Annotated in this window: 16 protein-coding genes and 1 pseudogene; 8 read left to right on the top strand and 9 right to left on the bottom strand. The window is 58.4% G+C overall.

The genetic code is table 11. From position 1 onward, the window contains the following. Positions 1-80 precede the first annotated feature (80 nt). The 3 genes from AC0V61_RS02315 to AC0V61_RS02305 are packed head-to-tail and all read left to right on the top strand — an operon-like array spanning position 81 to position 2,507. On the top strand, positions 81-1,061 hold the full coding sequence (locus AC0V61_RS02315; RefSeq protein ID WP_486155654.1) for a phytanoyl-CoA dioxygenase family protein: 981 nt from the start codon (positions 81-83) through the stop codon (positions 1,059-1,061). A gap of 25 nt (positions 1,062-1,086) precedes the next feature. After that, positions 1,087-1,821 carry a glutathione S-transferase family protein gene (locus AC0V61_RS02310; RefSeq protein ID WP_486155653.1) on the top strand — a complete coding sequence of 245 codons (735 nt, stop codon included), beginning with the start codon at positions 1,087-1,089 and terminating at the stop codon, positions 1,819-1,821. Continuing rightward, positions 1,818-2,507: a glutathione S-transferase N-terminal domain-containing protein gene (locus AC0V61_RS02305; protein ID WP_486155652.1), complete on the top strand. Its 690-nt coding sequence runs from the start codon at positions 1,818-1,820 to the stop codon at positions 2,505-2,507. The genes AC0V61_RS02310 and AC0V61_RS02305 overlap by 4 nt, the downstream gene beginning before the upstream one ends. Here the strand turns inward: AC0V61_RS02305 and AC0V61_RS02300 are convergent. The 7 genes and pseudogenes from AC0V61_RS02300 to AC0V61_RS02270 form a co-directional block, all read right to left on the bottom strand. Further along, positions 2,504-2,884, bottom strand: a complete 381-nt coding sequence (locus AC0V61_RS02300; RefSeq protein ID WP_486159614.1) for a hypothetical protein — start codon at positions 2,882-2,884, stop codon at positions 2,504-2,506. The genes AC0V61_RS02305 and AC0V61_RS02300 overlap by 4 nt on opposite strands. 80 nt (positions 2,885-2,964) lie before the next feature. Next, positions 2,965-3,453 (bottom strand): annotated as a pseudogene (locus AC0V61_RS02295) (alpha/beta hydrolase); the annotation flags it as partial. Then, a complete protein-coding gene (locus tag AC0V61_RS02290) occupies positions 3,450-4,448 on the bottom strand; it encodes an ornithine cyclodeaminase family protein (protein ID WP_486155651.1) in 999 nt (332 codons plus the stop codon). The pseudogene AC0V61_RS02295 and the gene AC0V61_RS02290, both read right to left, overlap by 4 nt. A 19-nt stretch (positions 4,449-4,467) precedes the next feature. Beyond that, positions 4,468-4,989, bottom strand: coding sequence for a cupin domain-containing protein (locus tag AC0V61_RS02285; protein ID WP_486155650.1), 522 nt, complete (start codon positions 4,987-4,989; stop codon positions 4,468-4,470). 9 nt (positions 4,990-4,998) lie between these two features. Then, positions 4,999-5,826, bottom strand: coding sequence for an alpha/beta fold hydrolase (locus AC0V61_RS02280; protein ID WP_486155649.1), 828 nt, complete (start codon positions 5,824-5,826; stop codon positions 4,999-5,001). A gap of 12 nt (positions 5,827-5,838) precedes the next feature. Next, positions 5,839-7,317 carry an aldehyde dehydrogenase family protein gene (locus tag AC0V61_RS02275; RefSeq protein ID WP_486155648.1) on the bottom strand — a complete coding sequence of 493 codons (1,479 nt, stop codon included), beginning with the start codon at positions 7,315-7,317 and terminating at the stop codon, positions 5,839-5,841. Positions 7,318-7,320: 3 nt separating this feature from the next. Then, positions 7,321-8,688 carry an MFS transporter gene (locus AC0V61_RS02270; RefSeq protein WP_486155647.1) on the bottom strand — a complete coding sequence of 456 codons (1,368 nt, stop codon included), beginning with the start codon at positions 8,686-8,688 and terminating at the stop codon, positions 7,321-7,323. Positions 8,689-8,737: 49 nt separating this feature from the next. Between AC0V61_RS02270 and AC0V61_RS02265 the strand changes: the two genes are divergently transcribed. Further along, positions 8,738-10,405 carry an FAD-binding oxidoreductase gene (locus AC0V61_RS02265; RefSeq protein WP_486155646.1) on the top strand — a complete coding sequence of 556 codons (1,668 nt, stop codon included), beginning with the start codon at positions 8,738-8,740 and terminating at the stop codon, positions 10,403-10,405. Then, positions 10,402-11,574, top strand: coding sequence for an FAD-dependent monooxygenase (locus AC0V61_RS02260; protein WP_486155645.1), 1,173 nt, complete (start codon positions 10,402-10,404; stop codon positions 11,572-11,574). Before AC0V61_RS02265 ends, AC0V61_RS02260 begins: the two co-directional genes overlap by 4 nt. Here the strand turns inward: AC0V61_RS02260 and AC0V61_RS02255 are convergent. Together AC0V61_RS02255 and AC0V61_RS02250 are read right to left on the bottom strand one after the other, a co-directional pair. Further along, a complete protein-coding gene (locus tag AC0V61_RS02255) occupies positions 11,571-12,665 on the bottom strand; it encodes a class I SAM-dependent methyltransferase (RefSeq protein WP_486155644.1) in 1,095 nt (364 codons plus the stop codon). The genes AC0V61_RS02260 and AC0V61_RS02255 overlap by 4 nt on opposite strands. 4 nt (positions 12,666-12,669) lie before the next feature. After that, positions 12,670-13,056 carry a hypothetical protein gene (locus AC0V61_RS02250; protein ID WP_486155643.1) on the bottom strand — a complete coding sequence of 129 codons (387 nt, stop codon included), beginning with the start codon at positions 13,054-13,056 and terminating at the stop codon, positions 12,670-12,672. Between the two features lie 145 nt (positions 13,057-13,201). Here AC0V61_RS02250 and AC0V61_RS02245 point away from each other — a divergent pair, with 145 nt between their 5' ends. From AC0V61_RS02245 to AC0V61_RS02235, 3 genes are read left to right on the top strand one after another with little or no spacing between them, the layout of a single operon-like run. After that, a complete protein-coding gene (locus tag AC0V61_RS02245; protein ID WP_486155642.1) occupies positions 13,202-14,077 on the top strand; it encodes an isocitrate lyase/PEP mutase family protein in 876 nt (291 codons plus the stop codon). Beyond that, entirely contained in the window at positions 14,077-15,171 is a 1,095-nt protein-coding gene (locus AC0V61_RS02240) for an NAD(P)-dependent alcohol dehydrogenase (RefSeq protein WP_486155641.1), read from the top strand. The genes AC0V61_RS02245 and AC0V61_RS02240 overlap by 1 nt, the downstream gene beginning before the upstream one ends. Before the next feature lie 7 nt (positions 15,172-15,178). Beyond that, complete coding sequence (locus AC0V61_RS02235; protein WP_486155640.1) at positions 15,179-16,582, top strand: FAD-dependent oxidoreductase; 1,404 nt, start codon at positions 15,179-15,181, stop codon at positions 16,580-16,582. Positions 16,583-16,588 lie beyond the last annotated feature (6 nt).

The following is a 16,588-nucleotide window of genomic DNA, read 5'->3' as shown; positions in this document are numbered from 1 at the left end:
ATCATCGGTTAGAATTGGGCGCTGCCCTTAAAGCCAAAGCGCGATAGCTTACTTCAGCGATATCAAAGGAGCCAAAGACAATGCCTCTCAACACTTCGCCCCTCGTAGATATCACGCAAGAGGATATCGACACTTACAACCGCGACGGTGCGGTATGCATTCGCAAGGTGCTGAGCCAGGATTGGGTCAATGCGCTCTTGAAAGAAGCGCGCGAGGTCATTGTCGAGAAAAAGGATGTGGGCCTCCTCCCCACAATCCCTGGCCGCTACATGGCGCGCTGCATCCCTGAATATCGCAAGCTGATGTTCGAGGGACCCGTGGCAGAGGCGGCGGGCAAAGTGCTCCAGTCCAAGGAAATCCGCTTCTTCTTTGATGAGTTCTTCGCCAAGCCTCCGCAATCCGATGCCGCGACCTTGTGGCACTGTGACCGCATGGCGTTTCCGGTCGAAGGCAAGATGGTGCCTTCGCTTTGGATACCACTGACGCCGATTGTGGAAGAGAACTGTCTTGAAGTGCTGGCTGGCACGCAAAATGACGATGTGCCCTATTGGCTGTTCAGTCCCAATGCCCGCAAGATGATCAAGCCTGACGACCGCGTGCCTCATCCTGAGATTGAGAGCCGCCGCGGTGAAGAGGGCCTGCGCTTCCTCAAATGGGAAATGGATCCGGGTGATATGCTAATCGTGCATCCATGGGTGCTGCATTATTCGGCCGGAAATCCGACCGATGATTGGCGTGTCGCCATTTCAGAGCGCGTTTTTGGCGACGACATCCGCTGGGCGCCGCGCCCCGATTGCCTCAACATCGCAGGGGTGAGCTTTGATGAGATGCTGGATGGCGAAAAGCCTGAAGGGGATCTCTTCCCGCTGGTGTGGTCGCAAGATGGCCGCAAGGATGATGACAGCCGCTACCCCACCGGCTTCGCCACCCGCTGGCCCAAGCGCGATATGGGCGGGGTCAATGAGTACGACACCTTCAAAAAAATGAAGGAAAAAGAGGACGCGGGCGAGCTTTCTACGAAGGACGTCTCCCCCGACCACCAGAAAGTCGGCGCGCATTGATTTGAGCTGGAGCGGAGGTACCCCAATGAAGCTGTTTTATTCTCCGTTCCATACCTTCATTCACAAAGTGCTGGTCACAGCCCATGAATGCGGGTTGTGGGACGATATTGATTTCATCGCGACTTTCCCCTTCAAAAACCTCGAAGGTGAAGATCAGGGCGAGGCTTACTCCATCGCTGCGATCAATCCCTTGAGCAAAGTACCGACCTTGGCGACCGATACGGGCCAAGTGATCTTCGGCAGCCAAGCGGTTTGCGAATTCCTCGATGCCCATTCCAAAGCGGCAAAGATGTATCCCGAACCCGGCGAAGCGCGCTGGGATGCGATCACGCGGCTTGCCATGGCGGACACGATTTTTGAGGGCACCGTGCAAATGGTCGCCGAGCAATGGCAGGAGCCTGAGCAATGGAACATGTATGTGTTTGAGCGCATGTGGCCCAAGTTTATCCGCTCGCTCGATTGGATGGATGCAGAAGCCGCCAAGGGCTGGGACCGCTTTGATATCGGCCATGCCGCGATGCTCCATGCGATTAGCTATCTGGGTTTCCGCGCTGAGTTTTATGAGGCGAAGGACCCGATCTACCCCAATTTCAATTGGAGAGAGGGTCGGCCTGCTTTGTCCGATTGGTATGATGAGGCGCTGACCCGGCCCTCGGTCCGTTCACACTATAACGTAGACTTCACGGGCGACACTTCGGCCAGGCGTTTGCAAGATGCCATCCAGGAGGTGCTCGCCGCGCAAAAGGCAAATGGCGAATGATCAACTTCTACTTCTGGCCTACGCCCAATGGGCACAAAATCTCCATCGCTTTGGAAGAGTTCGGCCTCGATTATTCGGTCAAGCCGATCAACATCCTCAAAGGCGAGCAGCACGCGAGCGACTTTATCGCGATCAGCCCCAACAACCGCGTCCCCGCTATCGTCGATCACAACGGGCCGGGCGGCGTGGTGCATGAGGTGTTCGAGAGCGGGGCAATCCTCCTTTACCTGTGCGAAAAGACCGGGAAATTCTGGTCAGAGGACCCGGTGCAGCAGTCCCTCATCCGCCAATGGGTGTTCTTCCAATGCGCCAATATCGGGCCAATGTTCGGCCAATGCGGGCACTTTCGCGGCTATGCCGATGAGCAAGTCCCCTATGCGATCAATCGCTATTCGGGGGAGGTCCAGCGGCTCTACGGCCTTGTCGACCGGCACCTTGGCGAGAACGAATGGATGACGCCAACCTGTGATTACGGTGTTGCCGATATGGCGACCTACCCATGGATGGATGCGCGCCAGCAACAATTGCACGGCGTTGATATTGCGAAATTTCCCAATGTTGCCTCGTGGATCGAAAAGGTCGAGGCAAGACCTGCGGTTCAGCGCGGCATGGCGGTTCTCAAAAGCGATATGAAAGTCGGCAACCCAAGCGAAGAGACCAAGAGGGCGTTCTTCAACCGGACCTAGTTGCGCTCGTAACTCTCGCCGGGAATGGCCTCACCCGGATCGCAAGGTGCAGGATTGCTGGTGTTGCGCTCAATAAAGCCAAGGGTCTGAGCCATAGCGCGGTCAAACATCGCGCGAGCGGTTTCGTCGGCTGGCTTTACCCGCCCGAACACTCCGCCGAAATAATGATCGACGCCTGCTCCGGTCCATAATTCAGCAAGGCCATGGGGGGCGTTGTCAAAACTCGCCTTATGGAGCGTCCAATCATCGATAAAACCGGGCAGTATGTCCGCGTCCCCTGTGATTGTGAGGGAGGGGACTGTGAAACCTTCCCAGGTCTCAGCGGTAAGCCGCGATGGGATTGGACCGGGAGGGGAAAAGGCGACGACCGCGCCCACATTCCAGACTGCCCAGTCCGTGCCTCCGGGGCTGCCTTCAGCCGGCTTTGCGCCCCCGCAAACTGCGCCATCAGCGCACCAAAACTGTGCCCCATGGCGACCGCTCGATTGGTTTCAACGAAAAGCCCTCTTGCACCGAGCGCTGCGCGGATTTCTCCATTGGGCGTCAGCGCGAACGCCAAATCTTCATTGCGGGTGATCCATTGCTCTTGCGCTGAGGCAGGCTCCGCGCGCTCCATCTCCTCGCTATCGACATGCATGGGCGCGATGACGACATTGCCAGCGCCAGCCAATGGCCCCAGCATCGCTTCGTATCGACCCGGCGCAGCAAAGGCGCCGTGGGAGAAAGCGATCAGAGGATAGGTGCCGGGCTTATCCGGGTGAAATACGGTCAGGGGAACCTCGCGCTCGCCCAAAAAGACGGTGAGTTCGAAACTGCTGTAAGAACCCGCTAGTTTGTCGCTGCACAGCACGGGTGCGGGCCGAGTGTTGCTTGGCGTAGGTGAAGATGCGCAGGCTGACAGTGCCAGTAAGGCTGCGCCGAACAGCACTGTGCGCGCAGCTCTCATCCCAGCAAGTCCACCGTTTCACCCGCGTCTTCGGCCTCTGCAGCTGACCACACAGCATGGGCAGCGGCTAAGTCCTGCGCTGACACGCCAAGCGATTTGTACATGGTGATTTCATCGTCAGATATGCGGCCAGCGACGCTACCTGCTGCGATTTCACCGATCTCGCCAGCGATGTGGTCTCCGGTGACGGTTCCGTCTTCGATTGCGTTCAACAATTCCCCGGCGGCGGCCATAGCAGCGGCGCGGTAGTCGACCACAAAGCGGCTGCGCGCGACGGCTTCGCTGTCGACTTCGGCGCTGGTTGGAATTGCGGCTCCGACCAAATTGATGTGTTGGCCCGGCTTAAGGTCTGCGCCTCCCAGCACCGGTTCTTTGGCAGAGGTAGTGGTGCAGACAATGTCCGCGTCTGCCACCGCTTCCGCCGCTGTACTCACCACGCGCATGGGAAGTCCAACACGCTCGGCAGTGGCCTTGGCAAAAACCTCCGCACGCGCCAAATCACGGCCCCAAACGGTGATTTCAGAGATCGGCCGCACCGCCATCATCGCATCAACATGGCGCGCGGCTTGCTCGCCATTGCCAATGATTGCGAGGCTTTTGGCATCCTTTCGCGCCATCAGATCGGTCGCAAGCGCGCTTGCCGCTGAGGTGCGGATTGCGGTGAGGGACGATCCCTCAACCATCCCCAGTGGCACACCTTTCACACTGTCAAACAGGAGCACCATGCCAACGTGAGTGCCGAGCGGATCGTCCTGAGGCCGCTCATATTTGCACACGAGCTTAATCCCGAAACTGGCGTCTTGCGCCTCGCCCGCGGTGCCAAGTGAACCCGGCATAATCGCCATTTTGCCCGCCGCTCCCGGCACTGGCATAAATTGGCGGATGGGCAGGGTCACATCGCCCTTTGAGACAGCAATCATAGCCTCGCGCATGACATCGACACAGGCGCTGACGGGGAGCAGCCGCTCTACCACGGATTGGGGAATTATTCGCATTGTCTATCCAGCGGTGTGATCAGGTGGTTCGGGGCGGCAGAAAGCGCATTTTGGTCATGACTTCCTGCACATTGTCAGGCCGGTCAAAAGGCTCTGGCATCGGGTCACCGGGTGTCCGGTCTTTGCCAATGGCGTAGAACCAGTCTTCGAGGCCCGGCGGAAAGAAGACCCAGAACATCTTCATGTCCGTCTCGCCCGTATTCCTGATCCAATGGGTGCAATTGCGCGCAAACAGGATGGTGGTGCCGGGGCCAAACTCGGTCTCCTCCCCATCAATATCGACAACGCCCGTGCCTTCATAAACGAAGACCAGCTCGTGGTTCTGTTTATGCCCATGTTCACGCACCATGCAGCCGGGGGGCATGACCTGAATGCCGCTCGACCACGTGTCATAAGGCATATTGTCAGCGGTAAGGTTCACATTGACATAGCCCCGGCTGGGCATGGGCTGCCATAGTGAGCGGCCTTCATCCGGGCCAACGATGACCGAATGGCCTTTTGTGACGTGGCCCACGGGTGGGTAGGGGCTTTCCTTAGACATAAGCGCTCCTTAAGCCGTCAAAAATTCGAGCACGCGCGGGTTGTAATCGACCGTGGCTGCAATCGGGGCGAAGTGCCCGCCGCGCTCGAGCAGGTGAACCTCGGCCCCTTCGATCAGCTCGCCCATTTCCTGGGTAAAGCCGGGCGGCGTTATGGAATCGTCCATCGCGCCGATGCAGAAAGTGGGCACAGTGATTTCATGGAGGCGACTGCGCAGATCATGGGTGTAGACCGCATTGATGCGCGAGAGTTCCACCTCAAGTCCGGGGAAAGCGGCAAGGCGCTCTTCCATAAATTTGCGGGCGCTCGTCTCAGCATCCGCCATTTGCGGCTGAAGCACGCTGGGCGGCATAGCGAGATAGGTGCCGGTGGTGAGGTACGCTTGCGGGCCGCAGCTGATGAGGATCTCGCGCCGTGTGCGGAACAGTTGCGTCAAATAGGCGTCAGGCCCGGCCCAACTGCAGGAAAGCACCATGCGTTCAAGGCGCTCTGGGTTTTCCAAAGCGATGTATTGCCCGATCGCCCCCCCGGTGGAGTGGCCAACAAAGCGCGCCTTTTCAATGCCCATCGCATCCATCATGGCAAGCACATCTGCGGCCATATGCTCTGCGCCAAACACGACCTTGTCAGGCGTCGAATTGCCACAACCTCTGTGGTCGAAGGTGATGACGCGGAAATGCTTCGCAAAGGCTTGGACCTGATTGCTCCAAAACGCGCCGCGCCCGCCTAATCCAGCGACAAGCAGCAGGTCAGGCCCGCTGCCGGTCACTTCGACATGGAGTTCCGCATCGCCAATATCGACGCGGTTCACTTCAGTTGGGTAATGCACATCGTTCATAGTCCCTCCCACTCACAAAGTCGTGAACACCGATTTGGTTTGGAGATAAAGCTCAAGCCCATCACGCCCGTTTTCGCGCCCAATGCCCGATTGCTTGTACCCACCAAGAGGCACATCCCAATCCGCGCCAGACGCATTATTGACACCGATAATGCCCGCCTTGATCCGGCGCGCCATGCGGTGCGCGGTGGAGACATCCTTGGTCCAGACAGAACCGGCGAGCCCATAATCGCTGTCATTGGCAAGCGCGATGGCTTCGTCTTCGGTCTTAAAGGTCTGGGTCACCAGTACAGGGCCAAAGATTTCCTCTCGCACGACGCGCATATCATTAGTAGTGTTAGCGATGACGGTTGGCTCGATAAAGAAGCCGCTGTTGCCGTGACGCCCGCCGCCAGACGCGATTTCTGCACCTTCGCTTGCGCCGAGTTCGATGTAGTCCTGGACCTTATCGAATTGTTTTTCCGATACGATGGGGCCGATCTGTGTCTCTTCATCAAGCCCAGCGCCCAGTTTTAGAGATTTGCCAACCTCGGCAACGCCCTTGATCACTTCGTCCTTGATGTCTTCATGGACATAGAGGCGCGAAGCTGCCGTGCAGGTTTGGCCGGTGTTCCAGAAAATGCTCATCGCGCTTGCGGGGATAGCGGTCTCAAGATCCGCATCAGGCATGATGATGTTGGGCGATTTACCGCCCAGCTCAAGGCTGACCTTTTTGAGGTTTTCCGCCGCCGCGTGAGCAATCACTTTGCCTGTGACGGTGGAGCCAGTGAAGGCGATTTTATCGATGCCCTTGTGGTGAATGAGGGCATTGCCAGCGGTTGCGCCGTAGCCCGTGACGACGTTGAGAACGCCCTCTGGGAGGCCAGCTTCGAGAGACAGTTCGCCAAGACGAAGCGCAGTGAGCGAGGTGTCCTCAGCAGGTTTTAGGACTGCGGTACAGCCCGCTGCCAAACACGGCCCAAGCTTCATTGCCGCCATCACAATCGGGTAGTTCCACGGCACCACAAGCGCCGCGACACCCACCGCCTCTTTCAGCGTGTAGACGTGATAATCGCCTGGCATATTGATGTTGTGGGTGGTGCCAGTGATCTTGTCGGCCCAGCCTGCGTAATAACGGATCGCGCCGATGGCGGCGAAGACTTCTCCGCGAGAGGAATTGATCGGCTTACCTGTGTCGAGCGTCTCAAGCTGCGCTAGCTCTTCGTGATTAGCCGCGATCTTATCGGCAAAGGCATGGATCATTGCCGCGCGCTCACCCGGCTTCATGCTTGGCCATGGCCCTTCGTCAAATGCCTTGCGAGCCGCTGCCACGGCGCGATTTACGTCTTCAGCGCTCGCATCGGCAATCGCGCTCAGGGTCGCGCCATCGGAAGGGTTCACGACATTGATCACGCCGTCACCGGTCGCATCGGACCACTGGCCGCCCACCAAAATGCCCTTGGATTTGGACATGAAAGAGGTTGTCTCTGGGATGAGGTCAATCAGGGGCATGGTTCACATTTCTCCATTGGATTGGGTAGCCACCATTGCGCGGTAAGGGCGAATGGCGAGAAGGATGAGGAGCGCGCCTGCTGCGATGGTCGCAGGGGGCGCAAAGGCGAGGGAGAGGTTGATGGCTTTCTCATCACCGAAGACACTGTCGGTGAGCCAACCGATGAGCAGCGGGCCTGCAGAGTAGCTCAAGAGATTGGCAATCAAGAGGTACACTGCCATCACCTGCGCGCGCATACGGTTGGGGGTGATCAGCGGGAAGGTCGAAACGCCCGCGCCAAAGGGGATTGTGCCGAGCAGCGTCACGACGCCGAGAAGGGTGAGCGCCAACATGGGCGAGCTTACCAATGGGAAAGCAATCGCTGCGGGGAGGGCAGCGAGGGCCGCGATCATCGGCAAGCGCAAAGTCGCATCATGCATCCCGCGGGCGAGGAGGCGTTCTGCGAGAAAGCCGCCAGAGATAACGCCCAACGGACCTGCCACCATCAGAACGGGGCCAAACATCTGGCCCACCTCAAGCTGCGTCCACCCATGCACGCGGATAAAGTAGCTGGGGGCCCAAGCGCCAAGGCCATATTGCGCAGCGGCAAGGCAGGAAAAGCCGAGGAAGAGTGGTATAAATACGCCTGCATTGCGGCCAACAAAGCCTGCGACTTCAAAGGCTGGCGGCGCGTCGTCAGTGGCGGTGGCCTGCCTTGAGTCTTTGCGCCCATTTTCTTTGCGAGAGGGCTCTTTGATACAGAGCATAAGCAAGAACAAAGGCACGCTGAGCATCGCCACGCACATAAAGGTGAGTTGCCATGGCTCGAACGTCCCAAACGGCAGCGTTGTCGGCCCCATCTCGGCAAGCGTCGCATAGAGATATCCGCCAAGGATGAGCGCGATGCCAGACCCCACAAAGCCGGAGCCTGTAAACACGCTGATCGGGCCGGGGAGCTTCTCCTTGGAAAAATAGTCGCTGATGATGGAAAAGCCGGCGGGCGAGAGCGTTGCCTCGCCCACGCCAATAAACATGCGCGCGATGAAGAGGAGCAGGAAGACACCTGCAAGCCCGCTCGCAAAAGTAGCCGCAGACCAGCACACGAGCCCCACCAGGATCACCACCTTGCGGTTCTGGCGGTCAGCAATCCACGCGATGGGAATGGCGAGCACGGCGTAGAAGAGTGCGAAGGATATGCCCATTAAAAGGCCCATCTGCACATCGCTTGCGCCAAGGTCTGCTTTGATCGGCTCCACCAAAAGCGTGATGATCTGGCGGTCGATGTAAGCAACAATTGCAGCCAGCGAGAGCACTGCAACCACAAACCACGGCCGCGCGCCTAGCGGCGTGCGTTTGGTGCTATCAGAGGTGGTGGGTGCAAGTGTTGCCATCAACCTGACCTAATCCTTGAGCTGCTTGTGAACATGCAGGCCCTACGCATTGACCATCTATCGGATAGGCGCGCGCCGCACCCTCGTGCTGGCAGGCGCTTTCTCTGATACAACCGAGATTATGGCGACCCAATCTGCTCCTCCCACCCTTTCGCACGACGTGTTTTTGGAACGTCTTGCAGGCGTTATCGATCCTGTTTGCATCAATACAGATGAGGCAGACCGCCGCTTTTTCTCGCAGGATTTGTTCTTCGAAGGCGATCTGCCGCTTGCGGTTGTGAGGCCTAGCAAGCGCGAGGATGTGGTGGCTTTGGTAAAGCTGTGCGCAGATGAGGGCATCGGCCTTTATCCGCGCGGCGGCGGCATGTCTTACACCGATGCGTTTCAGCCTCAAGGAGAGCGTTCGATCCTGCTCGACACCTCCGGCCTTGATTGGATTGGCGAGGTCAGCGCTAGTCGCGATTACATAACGGCAGGTGCCGGATGCACATGGGCAGCGCTCGATACAGCGCTTGCCGAAGTAGGAATGCGCGCGCGGTTCTGGGGGCCTATGTCTGGAGGGACCGCGACTTTGGGCGGATCGCTTAGCCAGGGGTCTGTCACCTTCGGATCAGGCCAAGCGGGCGCGTCTGCGAATGCGGTGAAGAGCTTTGAGATTGTCACCGGCGCTGGCGAAGTGCTGCACACGGGCTCCGATGGATCGCACGGAACAAGCGCTTTCAACCGCCATTTTGGGCCAGATCTCACGGGGCTTTTCGCCAATGACGCGGGCGCTTTGGGGATTAAAACCGCCGTCACGCTCGAGATCGAACCGCGTCCTGCCAAAGTCACCGGGCTCTCCTTCGCTTTTGACGATTTTGCCGCGATGGCCAAGCTTTTTGGAGAGGTTTCGCGAAGACGGCTCGCGAGTGAGTTTACCGCAATGGACGCCGATTTCGCGCGCCAGAATGCAGGGCCACCGAACCTTGTAAGTGATCTCAAATCGCTTTGGAAAGTGGGTGTATCGGCGGGCAATCCACTGGCAGCGCTTGCCCGGATGGCGAGGGTGGCGCTGGGCGGACGCGGCTTTATGGATAAGGCGAAATACACCGCCCACTTTGTGATCGAAGGGCGCGACTTAAAAGATGTGGCGAGCCGGGTGAAGGCTTTGCGGTCTCACGCCAAGGGCGGGCACGAGATCGTAAACACCGTGCCTTTGATGATGCGGGCTGATCCGTTCCCAAGCCTTCCCGTGACCCACCCCGATGGCCGCCGAATGGTGCCTGTTCACGGCATATTCTCGCCCGATGGTATGGACGGCTTCCACGCAGAATATCTCGCCTTGAAACAGCGATATGCTGAGCAAATGGCAGATTGCGGAATGACAATCGCGGAGTTCTTTGCAGGGATTTCGGGCGCTGGTTTCCTCTATGAACCGGTCTTTTACTGGCCCGACACACGCTATGAATACCACGCGCGCATGACACCGGATTATTTGGCGGGGCTCCCTGAGTATCCAGAAAATCTCACTGGCCGCGAGCTCGCACGCACCATGATCGCTGATATCATCGCCCTGATGCGCAAGCACGGCGGGACCCATTTCCAGATCGGGCGCATGTACCCTTATGCTGAGACCAAGGAGGAGCCGGTGCTGGCTTTTGTGAAGGCGCTCAAATCTGAGCTTGATCCCAAAGGTATCCTCAATCCCGGAGCGCTTGGTCTAGGAGTGGGCTCATGACCAAGATTGCAATAATCGGCGGCGGCATTGGCGGCCTTGTGGCAGGCATTGCGCTGAAGAAAGCGGGACAGAATGTGCGGATCTATGAGCGTGCACCTGCCTTTGGCGAAGTGGGGGCGGGGATTTCGATGTCGCCCAATGCGGTGTTGGGGCTGTGTTCGCTTGGCTTTGCGGATTTCCTCGACGGCTGTGCCAATGAACCCCTCGAACAGCAGCTCTGCCATGGCGAAACGGGTGAGCTCCTTATGGCGATAGACCGCCGGGGCACCCGCGAGCGCTATGGCGCGCCTTATGTGCAACTCCACCGCGCCGATTTGCTTGGCGCTCTCATTGAGGCGTTTGGCGAGGAGAATTGCGTCATGGGCGCCGACCTCGCCGAGATTATATCGCGCGATGATGGCGTTACGCTCACCTTTGCAGACGGCTCCACCGCCGAGGCAGACGTCGCCATTGCAGCTGATGGCCTGCGCTCGGTTGTGCGCGATGCTTTGTTCGAGACCGGCGAGCCCGAGTTCAGCGGCCACATTGCCTATCGCGGGCTTATCCCCGCGCACAAAGTCACCCCGCGCGCCGTCGAAGCGCTCAACATCAACCACCTTAACGAAGGGCGCAATGTCGTCAGCTATCCCATACGTGGGACCGATATCGTGAATGTGGTGGCGCTCTCAAAAGCTGACGGCTGGGTCGAAGAAGGTTGGGCGGTGAAGGCAGACAAAAGCGAACTGGTCGCCAAATATGCAGGTTTCCCGGCTTACGTGCAGGAGTTGCTGGCTGAAATCCCGGAAGAAGAGCTCTTCTGCTGGGGCCTGTTTATCCGAGAACCTTTGGAAGAATGGCAAAATGGGCGCACCGTCTTGCTAGGCGATGCTGCCCACCCGATGCTGCCCTATATGGGGCAGGGTGCGTCTTGTGCGATTGAGGACGGCGTGATCATTGGCCGCGCTTTTGCCGAATGCGAGGACGTGGACGATGCTCTCGATTGCTATGTCGCCACCCGTATAGAGCGCGCCAGCCTCCTCCAACGCGAGAGCAATCTGGGTGGTGAGCGCCTCCAAGCGATAAAGCCAGACATGTTCCGCGATACGCCGATCAAGGACGAAGACGCACTTGGCATCTTCGCCTACGATCCAGCAACGACCCCATTGCTGGGGCTCAAAACCGACGCTTAAGCCGGTTTGCGCGCTACCAGCGATTGCAGGAAGGGGTTGGCGAGCTGCGGGCCGGGTTCGACCACAAAGCCAGCGTCCTCAGTAATGCCCTTAAAGTCCGACGCCACGAACTGCGGCGAATAGGGTTCGCAATTGTCGCGGCTGTCATTGTCGATCATAAAGCGGTGGCCGTCGGAAACTTTTACCGCGTCATTGTTGTTGGGGAACTCATAGATCGAGAACACCCCGCCAGGACGAAGCACGCGGAACATCTCAGCGATGATTTCCTTCATCTTTTTAACCGGCACCTCGTGGAAGAGGATGTAGGAGACGACCATGTCAAACTGGCCATCGGCAAAGCCGCTGTCTTCGGCGAGCGCTTGCTTAAAGTGCACATCCTTGCCGCGCTGCGTTGCGCGCATGTGGGCGTATTTGATGAGCGGCAGACCCACATCAAGGCCCCACACCTCTGCTTCAGGGTAAAGGTCTTTTAGAACTGTGGTCGCCTGACCGATCGAACACCCGATATCGAGGATATTCTTGGGCGCAGCATCGGTTGTTGGTGTCGCTTTCTCGGCAAGCTCGATGTGAAGCTCGTCCTGATCGTTGAACCCTTCGTAGAAAATCTTGGTGCCATAGTGGAAGACCGGCCCGCCGATGGGATCATCGGTGTAGCCACCGGGCTGACAGTGGATTTCCATGCGTGTGTATTTGGGCGGCTCAAAATTGGGATCGTAGTGGATGTTGTCGGGGTTCGACTTCTCCGCTGCTTCCATTTCTTCAAGCAGTTGATCGCCTTTACGAAGCAAGCTTTTACGTGTGCCGCGCCACATCATTTCTTGTTGTGAGCGGACAAAGCGCTGCCATGTCGGGGTGAAGGGCACTTTGGCAAAGACCTGCTTCACCTCATCAAGAGGGATGTCCGATCCATCGTCAGGCCGGGCAACTTCGCCTGCGTCCACTGCGCGTTCTAGCTCCGCCTCGCCATTAGCGGCCATTACGGGAAAGCCGCGCTGGATGGCGAACTTGCGGAAAGAGGTCACAAATTCAAGATAGCTTTCATCGGCCAAAGTTGTTGGGCGAGGGAGAATTCCAATCGTACCGCGGTCCATGTGATCACTCCTGTCCGGTATTGGCGGCCTGATCTGCTGACTGATCCACGGCTTGGCCAATATTGTGGGTGGGGCGGCGCAGGAAAGCGCCGAAAACTTGCTCTACAAACGCGTCGCGCTCTGCTGCGCGGGCGGCGACTTCGGCTGGGTCTGGCATATGCGCCTCGATCTCTTGGGAGACCGAAATGCCTTTCTCCTCGAGGATTTTTTCAAGCACCAACACCCGGTCATGGTTCGCCCAAACGCTGGCTGATAATTCAAGCATCGCATCGAGGATATTGTCGAACACCACATTGTCGAAATAGACGCGTCCGCGTCCATTGATCTCATCGCCAAGCTCGGCTGGGATTGCGGTTTCCGCCTTGTTTTCTTCCATGATCTGCTCTTCCACTGGGAGCGCTCCTGATACTACTTTGGATGCGAGAGTGAAACCAGGGGCGCAACAAATCGATCCATCAAGCGTGTTTCCTCCACCTGACGGATAGCAATGCAACACGCCCCACGATTGACCGGGACCTTGCCGTATTGGCGGGCTCATGACGAACACGGTAAATCCGGCGAAGGCCTTGCGCGAAATGCTGGCAAAGCCCGGCATCATAACGGCGCCGGGCGTTTATGATCATATGAGCTTAGGACTCGCTCAACGCGCAGGGTTCAAGGCGCTTTATGCCTCTGGCTATTGGAACGCGGCCTCTGCCTTGGGGGAGCCGGATGTCGGCATCGCCGGGGCCACTGACTTCCTTCAGATATTCGCGCGGTTTGCCGCCAAAACCACCACTCCGATCATTGCCGATGCGGACACAGGCTTTGGCAGTCTCACCAATCTCGACCGAGCGGTGAAGGCCTATCAGAGGGCCGGAATTGCGGCGATCCAATTGGAAGATCAAGGCTTTCCAAAGATTTGCGGTCATGTGGGTAAAGCAGCGTCTGTGCCTGCCGATGAAATGGTGCGCCGGGTCAAGGTGGCGCTCGAAGCGCGCGCGGATGGCGAAATGCTGATTATCGCGCGCACTGATGCACGCCGGACCGAGGGGTTGGAGGCCGCGATTGGACGCTTGCAGGCTTACACCGAAGCGGGCGCCGATATTGTTTTTCTGGAAGGCCCGCAAAGCGAGGAGGAGATTGCCACCGCAGCCGCCGCGCTCGACCGGCCGCTATTGCTCAATGCTGCACACGGCGGGGTGACGCCTATTCTCTCACCTCAGCGTTATGAGGAGTTGGGCGCAAAGCTCGTCATCTACCCGGCAGGCGCACCGCTAAGCGCCGCACGCGCTGCCCAGAAATTCTACGAAGGCCTTGCCAGCGGCAATGCGAATAGCGAGCATGCCGATATGTTTGATTTTGCAGAGATGTCTAAGATGCTGGGCATGGACGACGTGGTGGCTTTTCAAGCGCGCCATGGAGCGCCCTGATGCCACGCGAAATCCTTGCCGCGATTTCGCCCGGTGGCGGCGCACTTCCTGAGATAGGGCCATTGACCCTAGATGATCCCGCTCCCGATGAGATGGTCATCGAAGTAAAAGCTGCGGGCATCTGCCATACCGATATAGGCATCTCGCAGTGGTCAACTGAGCCGCGTGTCTTTGGGCACGAGGGGGCAGGGGTGGTCGTTGAAACCGGCTCTGCGGTCACAGACTTCGAAGTGGGCGACCGTGTGCTTGCAACCTTTGGATTTTGCGGGGAATGTTCTGTCTGTTCGTCGGGTCGGCCTGCCTATTGTGTCGATGGGATTGCTCTTAACATCGAAGGGATGCGCGCGAGCAATCGGCCCAGCCTTTGGCATCCTAATGGCGATGCGGTTGGAGGTGCGTTCTTCCAGCAAAGCTGTTTTGCGACCCATGCGCTGGTCACTATGCGCAATGCAGTAAAGATCCCCGATAGCGTGAGCTTCGTCGATGCAGCTCCCTTTGGTTGCGGCGTGCAGACGGGGGTGGGTGCGGTGCTCAATCAACTTGGGCTCAAAGCGGGCTATCCTCTCGCAGTAATCGGTTGCGGGGCGGTGGGGCTTTCAGCGGTCATGGCCGGGCGCATCTTGGGCTGCTCGCCCATCATCGCCTTTGATTTGGTCGAAGAGCGGCGTGATCTGGCCCGCGAGATGGGTGCGACACATTGTTTTGAAGGTGATATTGCAGCCTCCATCCGCGAGGTCATGCCCGAGGGCGTTGCTGCCGTGCTCGATACCGCGGGCGCGCAGCCTACGTTTGAGGCGAGCCTGCAAAGCCTTCGCCCCGGTGGTTCCTTGGGCGTTCTGACCCTTCCCGGCGGGTTCGAGGACCCGATCCCTCACCCCGGCGGCCTCTCCTTTATGACGACCAATATCATCGGAATTATCGAAGGCGACGCGGTCCCCCACCAATTCCTGCCCTATCTGCTTGATCAGTTTGAGAAGGGCGCGCTGCCGGTCGATCGCCTGATCAAGACCTTCCCTTTTGAGCGGATCGCGGATGCTTTCAGGGCAATGGAAGACAAGACCGCCATCAAACCCGTCCTCACCTTTGGAGCGTAGACCCGCAATGGACCCGATTGCCATCATCCGAACTGACGCCGTTGAAACGATCATGGACGTGCCTGTCATCATCATTGGGGGCGGGGGCACGGGGCTTTGTGCAGCGCTGGCTGTGCGCGACGGTGGCGTGGACGCATTGGTGGTGGAGCGCGACCGCCAGCCTTTGGGCACGACTTCCATGTCCACGGGCCTTATCCCTGCACCGGGCAGCGCTATTCAGAAGGCAGCCGGGGTCGAGGACAGCGCCGAAACCTTTGTGGACGATATTGTTGCCAAGACCAAAGGTGCGGTTGATGTCGATATGGTGCGCAATGTTGTTGCCCATTCGCCGCGCACTATCGATTGGCTGGCTGAGACACACGGGCTCGAACTCAGCCTTGTTGATGGGTTCACATACCCGGGCCATTCTGTGCGCCGCATGCACGGAATGCCCAGCCGCTCGGGCGGTGAATTGATGGGGGCGCTGTATTCTGCTTGCGAGAGTGCGGGCGTTGATTTCTTTACTGAAAGCACGGTCAACACGCTTTACGTGAACAGCGAAGATCGCGTCATCGCAGTAAGCTGCACCCGGCCTGACGGCTCTGAAGACGTTGTGGGCTGCGAGGCGCTTATCCTCGCCTGCTGCGGCTTTGCGGGCAATCAGGAAATGGTCTCTGACCTGATCCCTGAACTCGAAAACGCGACTTTTCACGGCCATCCGGGCAATAAGGGCCATGCGATCAAATGGGGTCAGGAACTGGGCGCGGCTTTGGCTGATCTCAGCGCTTACCAAGGGCATGCAGGGCTCGCGGCAGGGTACGGCATCCCCATCCTTTGGCCGCTGATCGTTGAGGGCGGCATTCAAGTGAACCGCGCTGGCAAACGCTTTTCCAATGAAGCGTCAGGCTATTCCGAACAGGCGGTAGAAGTGCTTCGCCAAGAGGGTCACGTTGCGTGGAGCATTTATGATGAGACCCGTAACGCTATCATGGAGCAGTTTGACGATTACCAACAGGCAAAGTCCGCCGGATGCCTTGTGAAGGCCGATAGCTTGTCCGAATTGGCCGGTCAGATCGGCGTTGATGGGGGCGGGCTTGAGGCTTCGGTTAAGCAGACTTGGGACTTGGTGGACAGCGGTGAGCGGGATGAGTTTGGACGAAGCTTCGCCGGGAAAACCAAGCTTGCGGCACCGTTTTATGCGGTGAAAGTGACAGGGGCGTTGTTCCACACCCAAGGCGGGCTCGAAGTCGATGAAAATGCCCGCGTCCTTCGCGAAGATCGCACACCGTTTCCCAACCTCTACGCCGGTGGAGGAGCCGCGCGCGGTATCTCAGGGCCGGGCGCTGATGGTTATCTTGCTGGCAATGGTTTGATGACAGCGACCACTTTAGGCCGCCTTGCTGGAGAGCACGCCGCTGCCTCCTTAGGCTAGGCGCTT

The organism is Erythrobacter sp. JB1-4 (assembly GCF_057365025.1).
The sequence above is the reverse complement of the archived record's forward strand: the minus strand, read 5'-3'. Positions and strand labels throughout refer to the sequence as shown.